We start from the raw sequence: 15,969 nt of genomic DNA on the forward strand, positions 1-15,969 counted from the left end.
CGAGCGCTCAGATGTCGATCCATTCTGCCTCGGGGGCGTTCTCCTTGATGAACTGCTTTCGGGGCTCGACGGCGTCGCCCATGAGGACGGAGAACATCTTGTCCGCCGCCGCGGCGTCCTCGACCGTGATCTGTTTGAGGATCCGGTTGTCGGGGTTCATCGTCGTCTCCCAGAGCTGTTCGGGGTTCATCTCGCCGAGGCCCTTGAACCGCTGGACCTGCGAGGGGTTGCCGTTGCACTTCTGTTCGACGATCTCGTCGCGTTCGGCGTCGGTCATCGCGTCGTAGGTCTCGCCGCGATACCGGATGCGGTACAGCGGCGGCTGGGTCGCGTAGACGTAGCCGCCCTCCAACAGCGGGCGCATGTGCCGGTAGAAGAACGTCAGCATGAGCGTCCGGATGTGCGCGCCGTCGACGTCGGCGTCGGTCGCCATGATGATCTTCTTGTAGCGGACGTTCTCGACGTCGAACTCGTCGCCGATCCCCGCGCCGATCGCGGTGATCATGTTCCGGATCTGCTCGTTCTCTAAGATGCGATCCAGACGGTGTTTCTCGACGTTCAGGATCTTCCCCTTGATCGGCAGGACGGCCTGGAACTCGGGGTTTCGGGCCTGTTTGGCGCTCCCGCCAGCGGAGTCACCCTCCGCGATGAAGATCTCGGCTTCGTCGGGATCTTTCGTCTGGCAATCGGCCAGCTTCCCTGGCAGCGACGTGGAGTCGAGCGCCGACTTCCGGCGCGTGAGTTCTTCTGCCTTCTGGGCCGCCTTCCGCGCTTTCGCGGCCTCGACTGCCTTCAACACGATCGCCTGGGCGGTGTCGGGGTGTTCTTCGAAGTAGGTGCCAAGCCCCTCGTGGATCGCGCTCTCGACGATACCTCGAACCTCGCTGTTGCCGAGTTTCGTCTTCGTCTGGCCCTCGAACTGCGGATCTGGATGTTTCACCGAGATGACCGCGGTGAGCCCCTCACGAATGTCTTCGCCCTTGAGATTTTCGTCTAAGTCGTCGAGTAAGTCGTTGTCGTTGGCGTAATCGTTGACCGTCCGGGTCAGTGCGGTCTTGAAGCCGGTGAGGTGGGTACCGCCCTCGCGGGTGTTGATGTTGTTCGCGAAGGCGTGGATCGACCCCTGTAGCTCCTCGGTGGCCTGCATCGCGACCTCGACCTGGATGTTCTGATCCTCGTCTTCGAAGTAGATGACTTCCTCGTGCATCGCCGAGCGCGTCTCGTTTAAATACTCGACGAACTCGCGGATGCCGCCGTCGTACTCGTACGTTTCCTCGGCGGTTTCGTCCTCGTCGGCCCGCTCGTCACGGAGCGTGATCCGCACGCCCGAGTTGAGAAAGGCCAGTTCACGCAGGCGATTCGACAGCGTCGAAAACGAGAACTCGTCGGTCTCGAAGATATCGTCGTCGGGCCAGAACCTGATCTCCGTCCCGGTCGCCTCGTCGGGCTCCATATCGCGAACCCGCTCCATGTCGCCGACGGGTTCGCCCGCCTCGAACGCGTGGCGGTAGACGCCCCCGTCGCGTCTGACCTCCGTCTCGAGACGACCCGAGAGGGCGTTGACCACGCTCACACCGACGCCGTGGAGTCCACCGGAGACCTGGTAGGACTTGTTGTCGAACTTCCCGCCCGCGTGGAGGACGGTGAGAATCACCTCGAGGGCGGGGCGGTCGTACTCCTCGTGTGTGTCGACGGGGATGCCGCGGCCGTCGTCGGCGACGCTCACCGCGCCGTCGTCGTGGATGGTGACGGTGATCTCGTCACAGTGGCCCGCCAGCGCCTCGTCGATCGAGTTGTCGACCACCTCGTAGACGAGGTGGTGTAGTCCTCGAGAGTCGGTAGAGCCGATATACATCGCTGGCCGTTTCCGAACGGCCTCCAGGCCTTCCAGGACCTGGATCTGTCCGGCGCCGTACTCGCTTTCCTGGGACATGAGAAACCTGCTTTCGGGTAGTGGACGGCGACTAATAAAGCTTCACGTACGCGCGCGAGCGCGAGCCGAGAGCAAAAAGCGTGGGGTGGAAACGGCCGGGTCGGTTCGACTGTCCGCGAGCACGGGCCGTATTCGGCGCTCCCGGCCGGGTTCGACGTGAAGGGGTCCGTAAATCGCACAACGAGCCCGCTGAGAGGACGTTACTCCTCTGCGCCTTCGAGTTCCTCGACGATCTCGTCTGCGTCGACGTCGGCGTCCTCGAGCGCCTCCTCGATGTCGCCGCCGCCCATACCGCCCATGCCGCCCATCATGCCGCCCATACCGCCCATGCCCATGCCGTCGATGACCTCCTGGACGATGACGCGGTCGACGCCGATCTGGTCGATGATCTGCTGGCCGATCTGTTGTTTCCCCATCATCCACTGCTGGTTCATCGTCATCTGGGGCGTGGCCTCGAGATAGAGCGTCTCCTTCTCGACGACCTCCGTTTCGAACTCGGGTTCGGCTGGCTCGTCGTCTTCGTCCGCATCGTCGTCGGGTTCGACGGGGACCTCCTCTTCGACCTCGTCGGTCTCGATCCAGAGCTCGGGCTCCATCCCGAGGTACATCTCGAAGAGACCGGCGGCCTGTTGCTCGCGGTCGTCGACCTCGTCGACGACTTCGTACTCGTACTCGACGTCCTCGCCGGCCAGCGGGTGGTTGAAGTCGACGCGTGCGCGGCCGCCGACGATCGTGCTGATGTAGCCCTGCTGGCCGTCGACCTGGACGTTCGCGCCGGGGTAGCGGTCGTCTTCGTCGATCTTCTCGGCGCTTACGGTCTCGACATTGTCGGGATCGTACTCGCCGAAGGCCTCCTCGGCGGAGATCGTGACACTGCCGGAATCGCCGGCCTCGCTGCCGGTGATGGCCGCTTCGACGCCCTCGAAGATGTGTCCTTCACCGAGGACGATCGTCCGCGGTTTGAACTCCTGGCCCTGGTCGTCGACACCTTCCTCCTCGGCGACTTCCGGGTCGGTGGTGTCGACGAGCTGTTCGCCCTCGACGGTGTAAGCCGTGTACTCGATTTCGACGAAATCGCCCTGCTGGAGCCCGTCTTCCGCGTCGGTATCCGGACTCTCGCTTTCGGCTTCCTCTTCAGCGACGTCATCGGCCTGCTCGTCTAGCTCGGCCTCCTGATCCTCAGTCATACGTTGTACGTCCCGCCGTCTACATTTAAGGACCGCGTTTTTCGCTGGGAGCGACCAATACTTACCGCCCCTCCCCCTCGTATCCACCATGGACGAGGTGGCGTAGACCGTGTACGAGGTGGAAGTGAAGGTCCCTGTCGACCGCGAGCGCGTTCGATCGAAACTCGACGCGCTCGAGGCGACCCCCTTAGGGACGGTCGTCCAGGTCGATACGTACTACGACGCACCCCATCGCACCTTCGCGGAGACGGACGAAGCGTTGCGGATTCGGTCCGAGCACCGACCGGACGACGATGCGGAAACCAGGCTCACGTACAAAGGGCCACTCGTCGACGACGAGTCGAAGACGCGCGAGGAAGTCGAAACCGCAGTTCGGGACGACGATCGGATGGACGCGATTCTGGCAAACCTGGGCTTCGAGCCGGCCGCCACCGTCCGGAAGGAACGCGAGCGGTTCGCACTCGAGGACGGCGAGTACACCGTCACCGTCGACGACGTCGACGGGATCGGCGAGTACGTCGAAGTCGAGACCGAAACCGCGGACGAAGCGACACTCGAGGCGGCACGGGACGGCGTCTACGGCGTGCTCGAGCGACTGGACCTCGACCCCGACGATCAGATCCGCACCTCGTATCTCGGCCTCTTACTCGAGGCCGAAGACTGAGTTCGACGACCGCTGGCATATTACCGGAGAGTATATTCTCTCCAGGATCGGTTTCCGCAAGTTATAGAATGTCGCTTCCCCAACGTCGGGTAATGAGCGAGCGGAACATTCGGGTCGAGCCGATCGACCGTCAGGCAGTCGAGGATCAAGAAGTCGAAATCGTCGAGCGAAAGGGGATCGGTCATCCCGATTCGATCTGTGACGGAGTCGCAGAGAGCGTCGCGGGGGCACTCGCCCGCGAGTACATAGATCGCGTCGGTGAGGCACTTCACTTCAACACCGACGAGACGCAACTCGTCGCCGGCGAGGCTGCGCCCGCCTTCGGCGGCGGCGAAGTCGTCGATCCCATCTACCTGCTGATCGTCGGCCGCGCGACCAAACGCTACGACGGTCAGACCATCCCCGCCGAGACGATCGCATTGCGCGCCGCTCGCGAGTATCTCGAGGAGACGATCCCGCAACTCGAGTTCGGCGAGGAGATCGTCGTCGACGTGAAACTCGGCGAGGGAAGCGGCGACTTACAGGAGGTCTTCGGTGAGGATGGCGAGGGCTCCGACGCGGACGGCCCGGTGGGCGTTCCGATGGCCAACGACACGAGCTTTGGCGTCGGTCACGCGCCGCTGACCGAGACCGAACGGATCGTCCACGACGCCGAGTCGCGACTCAACGGCGAGTTCGCCGCCGAAAACCCGTATCTCGGACCAGACGTGAAGATCATGGGCAAACGCGAAGGGGACGAGATCGACGTCACCGTCGCGGCAGCGATGATCGACGAGTACATCGCTGACTTAGACGCGTACGCCGAGGCCGTCGAGTCGGTTCGTGAGTTCGTCGCCGAGGTCGCGAGCGAACACACTGACCGCGACGTCGACGTCCACGTCAACACCGCCGACGACTACGAGGATGGCTCGATCTACCTGACCGTCACCGGCACCTCCGCCGAGCAGGGCGACGACGGCTCCGTCGGCCGTGGAAACCGAGCGAACGGGCTCATCACGCCCAACCGATCGATGTCGATGGAGGCCACGAGCGGCAAGAACCCCGTCAACCACATCGGAAAGATCTACAACCTGCTCTCGACGGAGATCGCCGAGGCCGTCGTGAGCGAGGTCGACGGCATCCGCGACCTGCGCGTCCGTCTTCTCTCCCAGATCGGCCGTCCGATCGACCAGCCCCACGTCGCCGACGTCCACGTCGTCACAGTCGACGGCGTCGACCTCGCCGACGTCGAAGACGAGATCGAGGCGATCGTCGACCGCGAACTCGCCGACGTCACCGGGATCACGCGACGGGTGATCGACGGCGAACTCTCGACGTTCTAAGGGAATTCACCGGACTGGTGAATCGGCCCAAACTCGTATTATAATTCAATATAGTTACCGGACTATGCGTTTGGTATCGACGATCGAAGAGAGATACAGCCTCCGGGTTACCACGGCGATCGGCCTTACGCTGGTTACGACGCTTGCGTTCGGAGTACTCTTTACGGCGTACGCTGGGGCTACTGCCGCCGGTGCCGTGCCGGCGCTGGTCGGTACGCTGTTCGTACTTACGCTGAACATGGGGCTGCTTGGGATCGTCCTCGGGGGAAACGTCGCAGTCGAGTTTCGAGAACTGATCGAGGCCGCGAAATCGATCGAGGACGGTGACCTCGAGGCGACCGCGGACTCGAACAGGCGCGACGAGATCGGACAACTGGCAACGACCCTCGACAGCATGCGCCGTTCGCTGAAGGAGGCGTTCGACGAGTCCGAGCGAGCGAAACGCGCGGCTGAGGCGGCCCGAGCGGACGCCGAATCCGCTCGTGAACGGGCAGAAGCCGCGAGAGCGGAGTCCGAGGAACGAAACGAGCGACTGCTCGAGTACGCGGACGAGATCGGAACCGCGATGACGACCGCCGCGTCCGGTGACTTTCGACGGCGGCTGTCGACGGACGCCGACATCGACGCGGTCGATCGGATCGCGAAGGGGTACAACGAGATGACCCGCGATCTCTCGGAGACGATCGACGAACTCGCTGCGTTCGCAGTCGACGTCGAGGCGACCAGCGAAGCCGTCGCCAACGACGCGACGGCCGTCGAGGAGTTAAACGAGTCGCTCGCGGCGGACATCCGTGCGCTCGCGGACGATGTCGTCTCGCAGGCCGATCAACTCGAGGCGACGGTAGCCGAAACGAACGACCTCTCGGCGACGATCGAAGAGGTCGCGTCGACGACCGACGAGGTAGCGGATCGGACGGCCGACGCCACGGAGATCGGTGCTGAAGGGGCCAAACGAGTCGAAGATGCCGTCGAATCCGTCCAGTCAGTCGAGGACGCGATCGACGATCTGGCGATCCTGATCGACGAACTCGACGACCGGATGGCCGCGGTCGAATCGACGACGGAGTTAGTCGACGACATCGCCGATCAGACGAACCTGCTGGCGTTGAACGCGAACGTCGAGGCCGCACGCGCCGACGAAGCCGGCAGCGGGTTCGCCGTCGTCGCGAACGAGGTCAAAGCGCTCTCGGAGGAGAGCCAGACCGCGATCGACGACATCGGATCGATTATCGCCGACGCTCGAGCAGAGGTCGACGACGTCACCGCGGAGATGGCGACGACGCGCGAGCGGATCGAAACGGGGGTTGACACCGTGACCGACGCCGGTGAGACGATCCAGGACCTCACCGAGACGGTCGACGAGGTCGACACTGCGATGGAGGACATCGCGCAGGCGACGGACAGCGGTGCTGCGGCGACCGAAGAAGTCGCGTCGACCGTTCAAAGCGTCGGCGACGCCGCGACCGACGTCGCAGACAGATCGCGCGACCTCGCGGATGCGGCCGACGAGACGGCAAAAACGATGGGGGAGGTCCGCTCCAGGGCCGAGGATCTCGTCGATCGGACGAACGATCTCCGCGACACACTCGAGACGTTCGAAACCCGGGACACGACGACCAGCCACGAACCGGTTGGAAAGGTGGAGGTGAACGATGTTTGAGCCGACGCCGGTGTACGCCGCGTCGGGCGTCGTGTACGCGATCGCGTTCGTCGTGTTTCTCTCGTGGTCACGCCGGTTGTCTCCCCGCGTTCGGCGGATGTGTCACGTGTTGATCGCGCTCGTCGGGATCGCAGCGTTCGCGTCGGTTCTCAATGCAGCGGGAGTCGGGGTAATCACGTACGGTGCGGAGTCCGAGAATCTCCCGGACCTGATCGACGATCTGCTGGCGTATTCGCTACTGTGCGGTCTCGCTGGGGCGCTCGCCGGGGCATCCAGGCAATTGGTTGCAACCCTCGTGGCCGTCGTGTTTCTCATGCGTGCCTCGTTCGCCGCAGCGACGTTCGCCGACGGTATCGTCGCGATCGGTGGCGTTCTCGTCGTCATCGTCGGCTACGCAGTCGTCGTCTTCCTGTTCGCCGGTCGCGTCTGGGAGAACGCAGAGCAGGTCTCTGATCGGCAACGGCTCCTCCACTGGAAGGCGAGGAACCTCTTTCTGTTTCTGTTCGGGATGCTCATCGTCTTCGGGGTGGCCGTCTTCGTAGATCTCCTCGACCCGTTCGTCACCGGCGTGGTGAAAAACTACATCGACGTCCTCTTTCGCGTCGGATTCGCCGGCTTCCTGTTCGCAAACGCCAGCGTGATCGAGGACGACACATCGGGTGCGTTGCTCGCCGAACGGGCCGGCGGCGAAGGTGGGGCTGAGACGACGTCGAACGCGGCCACCTGATCTGGGGCCGAGAGACCCTCTCCGTATCCGACGGCGCGCTCATCCACCCGGGAACGCGAACGAATTCCAGTACTGGTACATCTACAGCGAGGCCGCGAACGCAACGAGAACTGGAGTGTAACGGACTCGAGCGGGATGTTCACAGAACGTTGGGCCACACCCGGACGGCGTAGCCTGCCGCGACGATCGTCCACTCGATACGCGCCTGTCGGATCCGCTCGTAATCCCCTTATAGCCCCCACCGACTATCCCTGCCCATGCATCCGCCGGGAGCCGACACCGTCCTCATCCGCCACGGGGACGTCAACACCAAGAGTAACACGGTCAAGCGGTACATGGAGGACATCCTCGCGGAGAACCTCGAGGCGCTGCTGGCCGATCGGTCGATTCCCGGCGACGTCGAACGCCGGTGGAACCGACCGCTGATCCACACCACCGAAGCCTCCGTCGAGGAGGCGACCGCGGCGGCGACCAACGCTTTCGGCGTCGTCTCCGCGAGCCCAACCCTGACGACGAGCACCGAGTTCGACCGGATCCTCGAGGCCCTCGCCGACATCGCCCGCGAACGGTACGACGGCGGGACGTTCGCCGTCGACGCCCGGCGAGGGGACAAGCGCCTGCCCTACGACAGCGAAGACCTCGCCAGGGAGGGCGGACAGGAAATCTGGGACGCGGTGGCCGACGAGTTCGACCCCGAAGTCGACCTCGACGACCCCGACCTCACGTTCGGCGTCGAGGTCCGGGAGGATCTCGCCTTTCTCTACCTCGAGTCGGTTCCCGGCCCCGGCGGACTTCCGCTCGGCGCCCAGGAGCAGGTGATCGCGATGGTCAGCGGCGGCATCGACTCCCCCGTGGCGGCCTACGAGATGATGAAACGCGGCTGTCCGATCGTCCCCGTCTACGTCGACCTCGGTGCCTACGGCGGGGTCGACCACGAGGCCAGGGCGATGGAGACGGTCCGGACGCTCTCGCGGTACGCACCGAACTTCGACACGCAAGTCTACAAGATTCCGGGCGGAGAGACGGTCGACCTGCTGGTCCGGGAGATGGAGGAGGGGCGGATGCTCTCGCTTCGTCGGTTCTTCTACCGAGCCGCGGAGACCCTCGCCGAACGCGTCGACGCCCACGGTATCGTCACCGGCGAGGCCGTCGGCCAGAAGTCGAGCCAGACGGTCCAGAATCTCGGCGTGACGAGCCGCGTCACCGACCTCCCGATCCATCGACCGCTGCTGACCCGGGACAAACAGGAGATCGTCGCCATGGCCCGCGAGATCGGAACCTACACCGACTCGACCATCGACGCCGGCTGTAACCGGGTCGCACCCGACCGCGCCGAGACGAACGCCCGCCTCGAGCCGTTGCTCGCTGCGGAGCCTGAGGATCTGCTCGAGCGAGCCGAACGAGCGGCTCGAAACGCCGAACTCGTCGATCCCTGAGACGGATCGGTGTCGCGTTTTGCCGGTGATCGCCGACCCCATCCGAGCGATCACCGGTACCGAACGACAACGGACCGGATGACGCGACGAGCGCGGCTCCGCCGGGTTCCCTCCGCGTCGTCGTTTTTTCGAGCCGCCGCCTGGGAGACGAAACCCACATTACGCGACCGCACACACCACCACGTAGTGACCCGCGTCTGTCTCATCGGGAACCCCGATTGCACCCTCCAGTACGAACTCCTCTCTCGAGAGACCTCCCGCGAGGCGCTCGCGACCTACGATCTGACGCGCCCGTTCGAGAACTCGCTCGCGGTCCGAACCGTCAGCGTCGGCGCCGCGGTCTCGCTGCTGAACGACCTCGACTGGTATCTCACCCGGTTCGTCGACGAGGCGCTCGTCCTCGAACCGAGCGTCAGCGACGAGGAGTGGCTCTCGCGACCGCTGGCTCGCGCTCTCCGCAACGGCGCGGTCGACCCCGAGGACACCGGCGAGTTCTGCAAGGTCTACGGCCTCGAGCGCGTCGGCGAACCGAATTCGAGCAGTGATACCGAACCGAACTCGAGCGGCGACGAAAGACCGCGCTCGAGCGCCGACGCCGGACGGGAATCGAGCGGTGACGACGGACGGGAGTCGAACCGTGACGACGCGTCCGCCGACGCCGATTCGGGTGGCGAGGAGGCCAAACCCGCCGACGCGTTTGGCGTCGCTGGCCAGACTCACCGCCTCGTGGAGCCGCTTTACGTCCGCCGGACGGACGGCGAACTCCCGGAGTACGACCTCCGGGACGTCGGGGAGACGCTCGTCGTTCGACTGACGGAAACCGAGTACTCTTCGTAGCGGTTCGGCCGGCGGACGTCGAGACGAGCGCGCTCAGTCGAACAGCCCCGTCGAGAGGTACCGTTCTCCGCTGTCCCAGAAGACGGTAACGACCAGCGGGCAGTCCTCGACGGCGCCGCCGTCGGTCTCGGATGAGGCTGGCTGACCGCCGTCGAACGCTGTCGACACCTCGGGACACTCGAGGTCGGGTTCGGCGATCTCGCGAGCGATTCGCTGGGAGACGAGACTCGTCGCACCGCTCGATTGCCCGACGAGGACGCCCTCCTCGCGAGCGAGTCGGCGACACTCGTCCTCAGCGTCCTCGAGTCGAACCGTCTCGACGCGGTCGATCAGCTCGCGATCTAAGTTCTCGCTGACGAAGCCAGGTCCCATCCCCTGGAACTCGTCGGTTCCGGGTTCGCCCGTCGAGAGAATCGCGTTTCGCTCCGGTTCGACTGCGACGATCTCCATCTCGGGGAACGCCTCGCGGAGCCGCCGGCCAGTCCCCGAGATCGTCCCGCCCGTACCGACGCCCGCGACGAAAGCGTCCACCTCGCGGTCGCCGACCTGCTCGACGATCTCTTCGCCCGTCGTCCGGTAGTGGGCCTCCGGATTCGCGGGGTTGTCGAACTGGCCGAGCTGGATCGCTCCCTCCGCCTCGAGTTCGTCGGCGCGGGCGCGGGCCGTCTCCATATCGCCGTCGACGAGCTCGAGGTGGGCCCCGTAGGCGGCCATGATCTGTCGGCGCTCCTCGGACTTGTCGGCGGGCATGACGATCGTCAGGTCGTAGCCTCGAGCCGCACAGACCAGCGCGAGGCCGATTCCCGTGTTTCCGCTGGTCGGTTCGACGAGCCGATCGCCGGGTTCGATCAGTCCCTCGCGTTCGGCCGTCCGGACCATCTCACGGGCCGGCCGGTCCTTCGCCGAACCGCCGGGGTTGAACGATTCGATTTTGGCGGCGACGGTCGCCCCCTCCGGCGAGTCGACCTGGACGAGCGGCGAGCCGATCGTGTCCAGGATACTCCCTTTCATTAGCAACCTCTAGTGAGTCGAGCCATAAACCGATGCTGGACGAAGGCAGGACGTGCCGGTGTATCTGTGATCTGAATTACCAAATCCCTCGGCTCTATAGTAGCCACTGCAAGGGAGTGTTATGTTCCTACTGTACTTCTTCCACTGAATCCTCCGTGGACTATCCAGCACGTGAATGTGCTTATTGACCAGCGAGCGTTCTATCAGGTTCGAGTGAGGTTCGTAGCATCGTGCTAAATACAGGTCGCATATCGGTCACTCGATACTAATCATATCCGTGTGACTCAGGAGCCAAGTGCGATTCTCGGTGCTGCCGATTGGCATGAGTAAGCTAGAACTGCCACCGCTAAACGGCTGACCGTCAGACACGTACCGTGATGAGAGCTCGAGGGTGAGAAAGCACGGACTTCGAGACGGAGTGCCTGCAGACCACTGTCGGCGAGTCGTCTGCATCAATCGTGCCATCGACATGTACGCATTGGTGGGACAGAAGCAGCACGCGAAGAGGTGTCGGATTACGGAACGCTCGCTATCGAACGTCCGAACTCGAAGCCCTCGAGAGCAGATAGACGGCTCCCGCACCGAACACGAGCCCGAGACCGGCGAGAACGGCGACAGCAGGGACGATCGTATCGAGCGCGCCATCGAAAGCCGTCACCTCGATGACGGTCATCACGTCTTCGTCGAGCATAATCGCACGTGCGGCATCGACGCCGTACGTGACGGGATTGATTCGAGCGAACAGCTGGATCCAGTTCGGGAGTACCTCGAGGGGAAGAAAGGCACTCGAGAGGAACAAGAGCGGAAACTGCAGGAGGTTCGCGCCGATGATGGTCGACTCCTGGTCTCGAGTCAGCACCGCGAGCATATTCGAGAACGCAATAAACCAGAACGAAAAGAGGATTCCGACGGCCATGATCCCGACGGCACCGACGACGCCTGTCGTAATCTCCGCGCCGAGGAGCACGCCGAGTCCGAGAATGATGGCTATCTGGAGGGCGATGCGGAACACCTCGGCGAGAGTCTTCCCGATAAACACGGCGGTTCGGTTCATCGGCGAGACGAGTACCTTCTCGAACATGCCGTTCTCGATGTCATTGACCAGCCCGATTCCCGAGGTGACCGCTGACGCGAGTGCGACCTGGATCGCGATCGCCGGGACGAGAAACGTGGTGTAGTCGACGCCCGGCCCCAACCCCTCGCTCACCGCCCCACCGGCGACGTTGCCGAACACCTCCGTGAACAACACGAGGAAGATGAACGGCTGTGCGAGCGAGACAACGAGGACGAACGGGTTCCGGACGGCCTTGAGGCTCCAGCGCTTGAAATTGACCCAGACGTCTCCGGTGAACGTGTTTGCGGATCTCGCCACCTCGCGGTCGGTGGTTCCCGATTCGGTCGGCGTGCTCACGGTGACTCCTCCATTATGGCCGCGCCATCGTCGGTGTCGACGCGCTCACCCGTAATCGCGAGGAAGACATCGTCCAGTGTCGGCGCCCGAACATTAAATCCGGTGACGATCAGTCCCGCGTCCCGCAGTGCAACGAGGAGATCCGTTCCCGACTGACGGGCCGCTTTCGCGGTGACGCTGATTCCCGTCTCGGTCTCCTCAACGGTCGCGGCATCGAAGTCGTCGAACTCGCGTGCGATTGTTGCAGCGCGCGCCCTGGCCTCGGGTCCATCGCCCAGTTCGATATCGAGGACATCGCCACCGACCTCCTGCTTGAGATCGGCGGGAGAGCCGTCGGCGACAATCCCGCCGTCGAGAATGACTGCCAGCCGCTCACAGAGCGTGTCGGCCTCCTCAAGGTACTGCGTGGTGAGGAAGATCGTCGTCCCTTGCTCGTTGATCCGCTGGAAGTACTCCCAGAGCCGATTGCGTGCTGTTGGATCGAGACCAGTCGTCGGTTCGTCCAGGAAGACCAATGGCGGCCGGTGGACGAGCGCGGTGGCAGCGTCGAGTCGCTTTTTCATCCCGCCGGAGAACTCTTCCGAGCGCTTGTCGGCGACCGCTTCGAGGTCGACGAGGTCGAGCAGTTCGGCAGTCCGCTCATCGCGGTCGCCCCGTGGGACGCCGTAAGCTTCACACGCGAATCGGATATTCTCCTCGGCCGTGAGCTCCGGATCGATGCTCGTCTCCTGGGCCATGTAGCCGATCGATTCCCGGATCTTCCGTGGCTCGGTTCGAACGTCGAACCCGTTAACTCGGACCTCGCCGGCAGTCGGTGACAGCAGCGTCGCGAGCACTTTGATCACCGTCGTCTTGCCCGCGCCATTGGGGCCGAGAAATCCAAAGAATTCGCCGTCACCGACCGTCAGGTCGACGCCGCTGACCGCTTCGGTTCCGTCGCCGTACGTGAGCTCGAGACCGGAGATGTCGATCGAGGTCTCCTCGGCGAACCCGCTTCGACTCGCACTCGAGCCCTGTGAGTGCTCACGGGGAGTTTCAGCATCCGCTATCGATTGTTCGTTCGACATACAGTTGATACGGGCGCAGAAGGGAAATACGTCCGACTTCGAAACTCGGTGGTCGCTTCAATAATCGAATTACTGTTCAGAGTACCGACAGAACTGTTCAGACACCATTGTGGCGCTGCTCGCTCGATTTGGAAGAGACGGACCATCGGCGACTGTTCACGTACGAGCTGACCGTTCTCAGAGCTCGTAAGACATCGCCCACCTGTGGAGGTGGCCAAACACCGGGAAGATCGCTCGAGCTTTATCCGTCGGTTCGTACTCGACTCGCGGCGGAACCTCGTCGTAGGCCGTTCGGTCGAGAAGCCCGACCTCGGTCAGTTCCCGGAGTCGTGTCGAGAGCGTGTTCGCCGGTACCTCGAGTGCGGTCTCGAGGTCGGAGAACCGTAACGGCCCGCTCGCGAAGGCGAACTCGGAGAGCACCGCCATCGTGTGCGTCCGGCCGAGCAGATCGAGCAGGTCAGCGACCGTTTGTTCGACCCGATCCCGTTCACTCGGCTCCAGCGATTGTCTGAGTCTGCGGGCTTCCTCGGGAGACCGTCCAGCGTCCAACCGAGTTACACTATCGTCGTCCATACCCAACTGGATGAGCTCGAAGGCCAAGATCGTTTCCCGAATAAAATGGCGTTACAAGCTCTTTCCCACCCGCTACTTCGAAGCTTCGAAGTTGGAAGTATATCCCTTTTGACGCCGTACGTCCGGGTATGAAAATCGCCGTTTTCGGTGCAACCGGCCGCACTGGTCGCCCGTTTTGCGAACAGGCGCTCGAGCGCGGTCACGAGATCGTCGTCCATGCTCGCTCACCGGATCGTGTTCCGTTCACTGACGATCGAGTAACTGTTGTAGAGGGAGATGCCTACACAGGTGACGGTGTTTCCGAAGCTGTCGAGGGCGTCGACGCCGTCGTCAGCGTCCTCGGTCAGGGTGACGGCTCTCCGAACAATTTGTTGACCGTCGCCGGCGATTACATCACCGACGCCATGACGGAGGCGGGTGTCTCGCGATTCGTCACGCTCGTCGGTGCCGGCGTTCGCGAGGACGGAGAGTCCGTTTCGCTCGGCGGGAAGATGATGGGTGTGCTCCTGAAACTGCTCGCCAGAGACGTTCTCGAGGACGCCGAATTCCACGTCGAGTCCATCCGCGAGACGAACCTCGAGTGGACGGTCGTTCGTGCGCCGCGGCTGAGCGAGGGCGACCCGATGGGAACGTACCGCGCCGGTGAGATCGATCTCGGATTCGACGCGATCGATCGTGGCGACGTCGCCCGGTTCATTCTCGATTGTCTCGAGGATAACCGGTACGTTCGAGAGATGCCGAAGGTGGGGCCCGCATGACCGCTGTCAACCGATACCGAGTCGTCCTCGCCGTCGGCGGCGCAGTCGCTGCAAACCTCGCCGTTCTCGCACTCGCCCTCATGACTGTCGGTGCTGGCGGGTTCGACCCGTTCGCTGTGCCACCGGTTGCGATTGCCAGCGCTGTCGGTGCCATCGGGGGTGTCGTCGTCTACGAAGGCTTCAAGCGTGCATTTGGAGATGCAGCCGACCGTTGGTTCGTTATCGTGGCCCTTCTCGTGACGGCACTCTCGTTTCTCACGCTCCAGCAGGCAGCCACGTTCGAAGGCGCAACCACGGGACGGCTCGCATTTCTCGGGGCGATGCACGTCGTCGCGGCAGCAGTCGTCGTCGCCGTTCTTGTCGACTGGGAGGCGGTGTAATGTTGCTCGTAACAGGCGCGACCGGGACGGTCGGAAGCACAGTCTGCGCGGCGCTCGCCGACGGCCCACTCGAGGTTCGTGCAGGGGTGCGATCTCCCGACCGCTTCGACGGACCCACCGACGAGGTTGTCACGTTCGACTTTACCGACCCGTCGACCTATCGAGAGACCTTCGAAGGAGTCGATTCCATGTTTCTCGTTCGTCCGCCCGCCCTGTCTCGCGTTCGTCGCGACATCGTCCCGGCACTGGCGGCCGCGGTTGGGGCGGGCGTCGATCACGTGGTCTTCCTCTCGGTCATCGGGGCAGACCGCAATCGTTTCGTCCCACACGCACGGATCGAGTCGTGGCTCGAGTCGGCACCGTTCTCGACGACGTTCCTCCGGGCGTCGTTTTTCATGCAGAACCTCTCGACGACCCACCGCGAAGAGATCCGATCCGGCGAGCTGATCGTCCCGGCCGGTACCGGTCGGACGAGTTTCATCGATGCACGCGACGTCGCGGCGGTGGCTGCAGAGACTCTCCTCACGGGAACGACTGGCGAGTACGATCTAACTGGACCGGAGGCGCTGGGGTATCAGGATGTCTGTCGACAGCTCTCGGCAACCCTTGAGCACGAGGTGACGTACACGGCCCCGTCGCTCTGGCGATTTCTGCTTCATTCGCTCCGAACCGATCGTGGACTCTCGAAGTCTCTCGTCATGGGTGGAATCTACACGACGGCTCGGCTCGGACTTGCCGATCGGATGACTGATGATGTCTCTCGACTGCTGGGACGTGAACCGACCGCTCTAGAAACGTTCATGGAGGACTTCCGCAGCGTCTGGGAGTGAGTACGTACACGTATGTACTGTGCAGACCCTCTAGCAGTACTTCCGGGGTTTAGTTCCAGCAGCTGTTTTTCGGCGTAGAACACGTCTATTGACAGAATGAAAGAGACGAAACGTGCTCAGGCGGAAGGGCTACAGTTTCTCAGCAATTACTGTTCAGCATTCACGACTCGGTT

15 protein-coding genes are annotated in these 15,969 nt (G+C 63.3%); 9 read left to right on the forward strand and 6 right to left on the reverse strand.

The window, feature by feature from the left end; all coding sequences use genetic code 11:
* Nucleotides 1–7 precede the first annotated feature (7 nt).
* Both gyrB and FYC77_RS17765 read right to left on the reverse strand, forming a co-directional pair.
* On the reverse strand, nucleotides 8–1,933 hold the full coding sequence (gyrB, locus tag FYC77_RS17760) for a DNA topoisomerase (ATP-hydrolyzing) subunit B (RefSeq protein WP_149082836.1): 1,926 nt from the start codon (nucleotides 1,931–1,933) through the stop codon (nucleotides 8–10).
* Between the two features lie 200 nt (nucleotides 1,934–2,133).
* Nucleotides 2,134–3,120, reverse strand: coding sequence for an FKBP-type peptidyl-prolyl cis-trans isomerase (locus FYC77_RS17765; RefSeq protein WP_149082837.1), 987 nt, complete (start codon nucleotides 3,118–3,120; stop codon nucleotides 2,134–2,136).
* Between the two features lie 109 nt (nucleotides 3,121–3,229).
* Between FYC77_RS17765 and cyaB the strand changes: the two genes are divergently transcribed.
* From cyaB to FYC77_RS17795, 6 genes are all read left to right on the forward strand, one after another.
* Nucleotides 3,230–3,784 carry a class IV adenylate cyclase gene (gene cyaB / locus FYC77_RS17770; RefSeq protein WP_149082838.1) on the forward strand — a complete coding sequence of 185 codons (555 nt, stop codon included), beginning with the start codon at nucleotides 3,230–3,232 and terminating at the stop codon, nucleotides 3,782–3,784.
* A 92-nt stretch (nucleotides 3,785–3,876) separates the two neighbouring features.
* A complete protein-coding gene (locus FYC77_RS17775; protein WP_149082839.1) occupies nucleotides 3,877–5,106 on the forward strand; it encodes a methionine adenosyltransferase in 1,230 nt (409 codons plus the stop codon).
* 64 nt (nucleotides 5,107–5,170) lie between these two features.
* On the forward strand, nucleotides 5,171–6,766 hold the full coding sequence (locus tag FYC77_RS17780; RefSeq protein WP_149082840.1) for a methyl-accepting chemotaxis protein: 1,596 nt from the start codon (nucleotides 5,171–5,173) through the stop codon (nucleotides 6,764–6,766).
* Nucleotides 6,759–7,493, forward strand: coding sequence for a bacteriorhodopsin (locus FYC77_RS17785; RefSeq protein ID WP_149082841.1), 735 nt, complete (start codon nucleotides 6,759–6,761; stop codon nucleotides 7,491–7,493). The genes FYC77_RS17780 and FYC77_RS17785 overlap by 8 nt, the downstream gene beginning before the upstream one ends.
* Nucleotides 7,494–7,750: 257 nt before the next feature.
* Nucleotides 7,751–8,929, forward strand: a complete 1,179-nt coding sequence (locus tag FYC77_RS17790; protein WP_149082842.1) for a tRNA sulfurtransferase — start codon at nucleotides 7,751–7,753, stop codon at nucleotides 8,927–8,929.
* 186 nt (nucleotides 8,930–9,115) lie between these two features.
* Complete coding sequence (locus tag FYC77_RS17795; protein ID WP_149082843.1) at nucleotides 9,116–9,766, forward strand: DUF5804 family protein; 651 nt, start codon at nucleotides 9,116–9,118, stop codon at nucleotides 9,764–9,766.
* A gap of 33 nt (nucleotides 9,767–9,799) precedes the next feature.
* Here the strand turns inward: FYC77_RS17795 and FYC77_RS17800 are convergent, their stop codons facing one another.
* The 4 genes from FYC77_RS17800 to FYC77_RS17815 all read right to left on the reverse strand — a co-directional run bounded on the left by FYC77_RS17800 (nucleotide 9,800) and on the right by FYC77_RS17815 (nucleotide 13,828).
* Complete coding sequence (locus FYC77_RS17800; RefSeq protein WP_149082844.1) at nucleotides 9,800–10,777, reverse strand: PLP-dependent cysteine synthase family protein; 978 nt, start codon at nucleotides 10,775–10,777, stop codon at nucleotides 9,800–9,802.
* Nucleotides 10,778–11,306: 529 nt separating this feature from the next.
* The gene (locus FYC77_RS17805; RefSeq protein WP_149082845.1) at nucleotides 11,307–12,188 is read right to left on the reverse strand and encodes an ABC transporter permease; all 882 of its coding nucleotides are present in this window, start codon (nucleotides 12,186–12,188) and stop codon (nucleotides 11,307–11,309) included.
* Nucleotides 12,185–13,255, reverse strand: a complete 1,071-nt coding sequence (locus FYC77_RS17810; RefSeq protein WP_149082846.1) for an ABC transporter ATP-binding protein — start codon at nucleotides 13,253–13,255, stop codon at nucleotides 12,185–12,187. The genes FYC77_RS17805 and FYC77_RS17810 overlap by 4 nt, the downstream gene beginning before the upstream one ends.
* 177 nt (nucleotides 13,256–13,432) lie before the next feature.
* Nucleotides 13,433–13,828: a winged helix-turn-helix transcriptional regulator gene (locus FYC77_RS17815; protein WP_238387026.1), complete on the reverse strand. Its 396-nt coding sequence runs from the start codon at nucleotides 13,826–13,828 to the stop codon at nucleotides 13,433–13,435.
* 128 nt (nucleotides 13,829–13,956) lie between these two features.
* On the opposite strand from FYC77_RS17815, the gene FYC77_RS17820 reads away from it, so the two are divergent.
* From FYC77_RS17820 to FYC77_RS17830, 3 genes are read left to right on the forward strand one after another with little or no spacing between them, the layout of a single operon-like run.
* Nucleotides 13,957–14,586: an NAD(P)-dependent oxidoreductase gene (locus FYC77_RS17820; RefSeq protein WP_149082848.1), complete on the forward strand. Its 630-nt coding sequence runs from the start codon at nucleotides 13,957–13,959 to the stop codon at nucleotides 14,584–14,586.
* A complete protein-coding gene (locus FYC77_RS17825) occupies nucleotides 14,583–14,966 on the forward strand; it encodes a DUF6069 family protein (RefSeq protein ID WP_149082849.1) in 384 nt (127 codons plus the stop codon). Before FYC77_RS17820 ends, FYC77_RS17825 begins: the two co-directional genes overlap by 4 nt.
* Nucleotides 14,966–15,796: an NmrA family NAD(P)-binding protein gene (locus FYC77_RS17830; RefSeq protein WP_149082850.1), complete on the forward strand. Its 831-nt coding sequence runs from the start codon at nucleotides 14,966–14,968 to the stop codon at nucleotides 15,794–15,796. The genes FYC77_RS17825 and FYC77_RS17830 overlap by 1 nt, the downstream gene beginning before the upstream one ends.
* Nucleotides 15,797–15,969 lie beyond the last annotated feature (173 nt).

Origin of the sequence: Natrialba swarupiae (assembly GCF_008245225.1) — an archaeon.
Taxonomy (GTDB): domain Archaea; phylum Halobacteriota; class Halobacteria; order Halobacteriales; family Natrialbaceae; genus Natrarchaeobius; species Natrarchaeobius swarupiae.

What these genes read in the sequence shown, in the direction of transcription:
- FYC77_RS17765 (WP_149082837.1), bottom strand. Translation starts at nt 3,120, where the DNA reads ATGACTGAGGATCAGGAGGCCGAGCTAGACGAGCAGGCCGATGACGTC.
- FYC77_RS17775 (WP_149082839.1), top strand. Translation starts at nt 3,877, where the DNA reads ATGAGCGAGCGGAACATTCGGGTCGAGCCGATCGACCGTCAGGCAGTC.
- FYC77_RS17825 (WP_149082849.1), top strand. Translation starts at nt 14,583, where the DNA reads ATGACCGCTGTCAACCGATACCGAGTCGTCCTCGCCGTCGGCGGCGCA.
- FYC77_RS17800 (WP_149082844.1), bottom strand. Translation starts at nt 10,777, where the DNA reads ATGAAAGGGAGTATCCTGGACACGATCGGCTCGCCGCTCGTCCAGGTC.
- gyrB (WP_149082836.1), bottom strand. Translation starts at nt 1,933, where the DNA reads ATGTCCCAGGAAAGCGAGTACGGCGCCGGACAGATCCAGGTCCTGGAA.
- FYC77_RS17810 (WP_149082846.1), bottom strand. Translation starts at nt 13,255, where the DNA reads ATGTCGAACGAACAATCGATAGCGGATGCTGAAACTCCCCGTGAGCAC.
- FYC77_RS17820 (WP_149082848.1), top strand. Translation starts at nt 13,957, where the DNA reads ATGAAAATCGCCGTTTTCGGTGCAACCGGCCGCACTGGTCGCCCGTTT.
- FYC77_RS17830 (WP_149082850.1), top strand. Translation starts at nt 14,966, where the DNA reads ATGTTGCTCGTAACAGGCGCGACCGGGACGGTCGGAAGCACAGTCTGC.
- FYC77_RS17785 (WP_149082841.1), top strand. Translation starts at nt 6,759, where the DNA reads ATGTTTGAGCCGACGCCGGTGTACGCCGCGTCGGGCGTCGTGTACGCG.
- FYC77_RS17780 (WP_149082840.1), top strand. Translation starts at nt 5,171, where the DNA reads ATGCGTTTGGTATCGACGATCGAAGAGAGATACAGCCTCCGGGTTACC.
- FYC77_RS17815 (WP_238387026.1), bottom strand. Translation starts at nt 13,828, where the DNA reads ATGGACGACGATAGTGTAACTCGGTTGGACGCTGGACGGTCTCCCGAG.
- FYC77_RS17790 (WP_149082842.1), top strand. Translation starts at nt 7,751, where the DNA reads ATGCATCCGCCGGGAGCCGACACCGTCCTCATCCGCCACGGGGACGTC.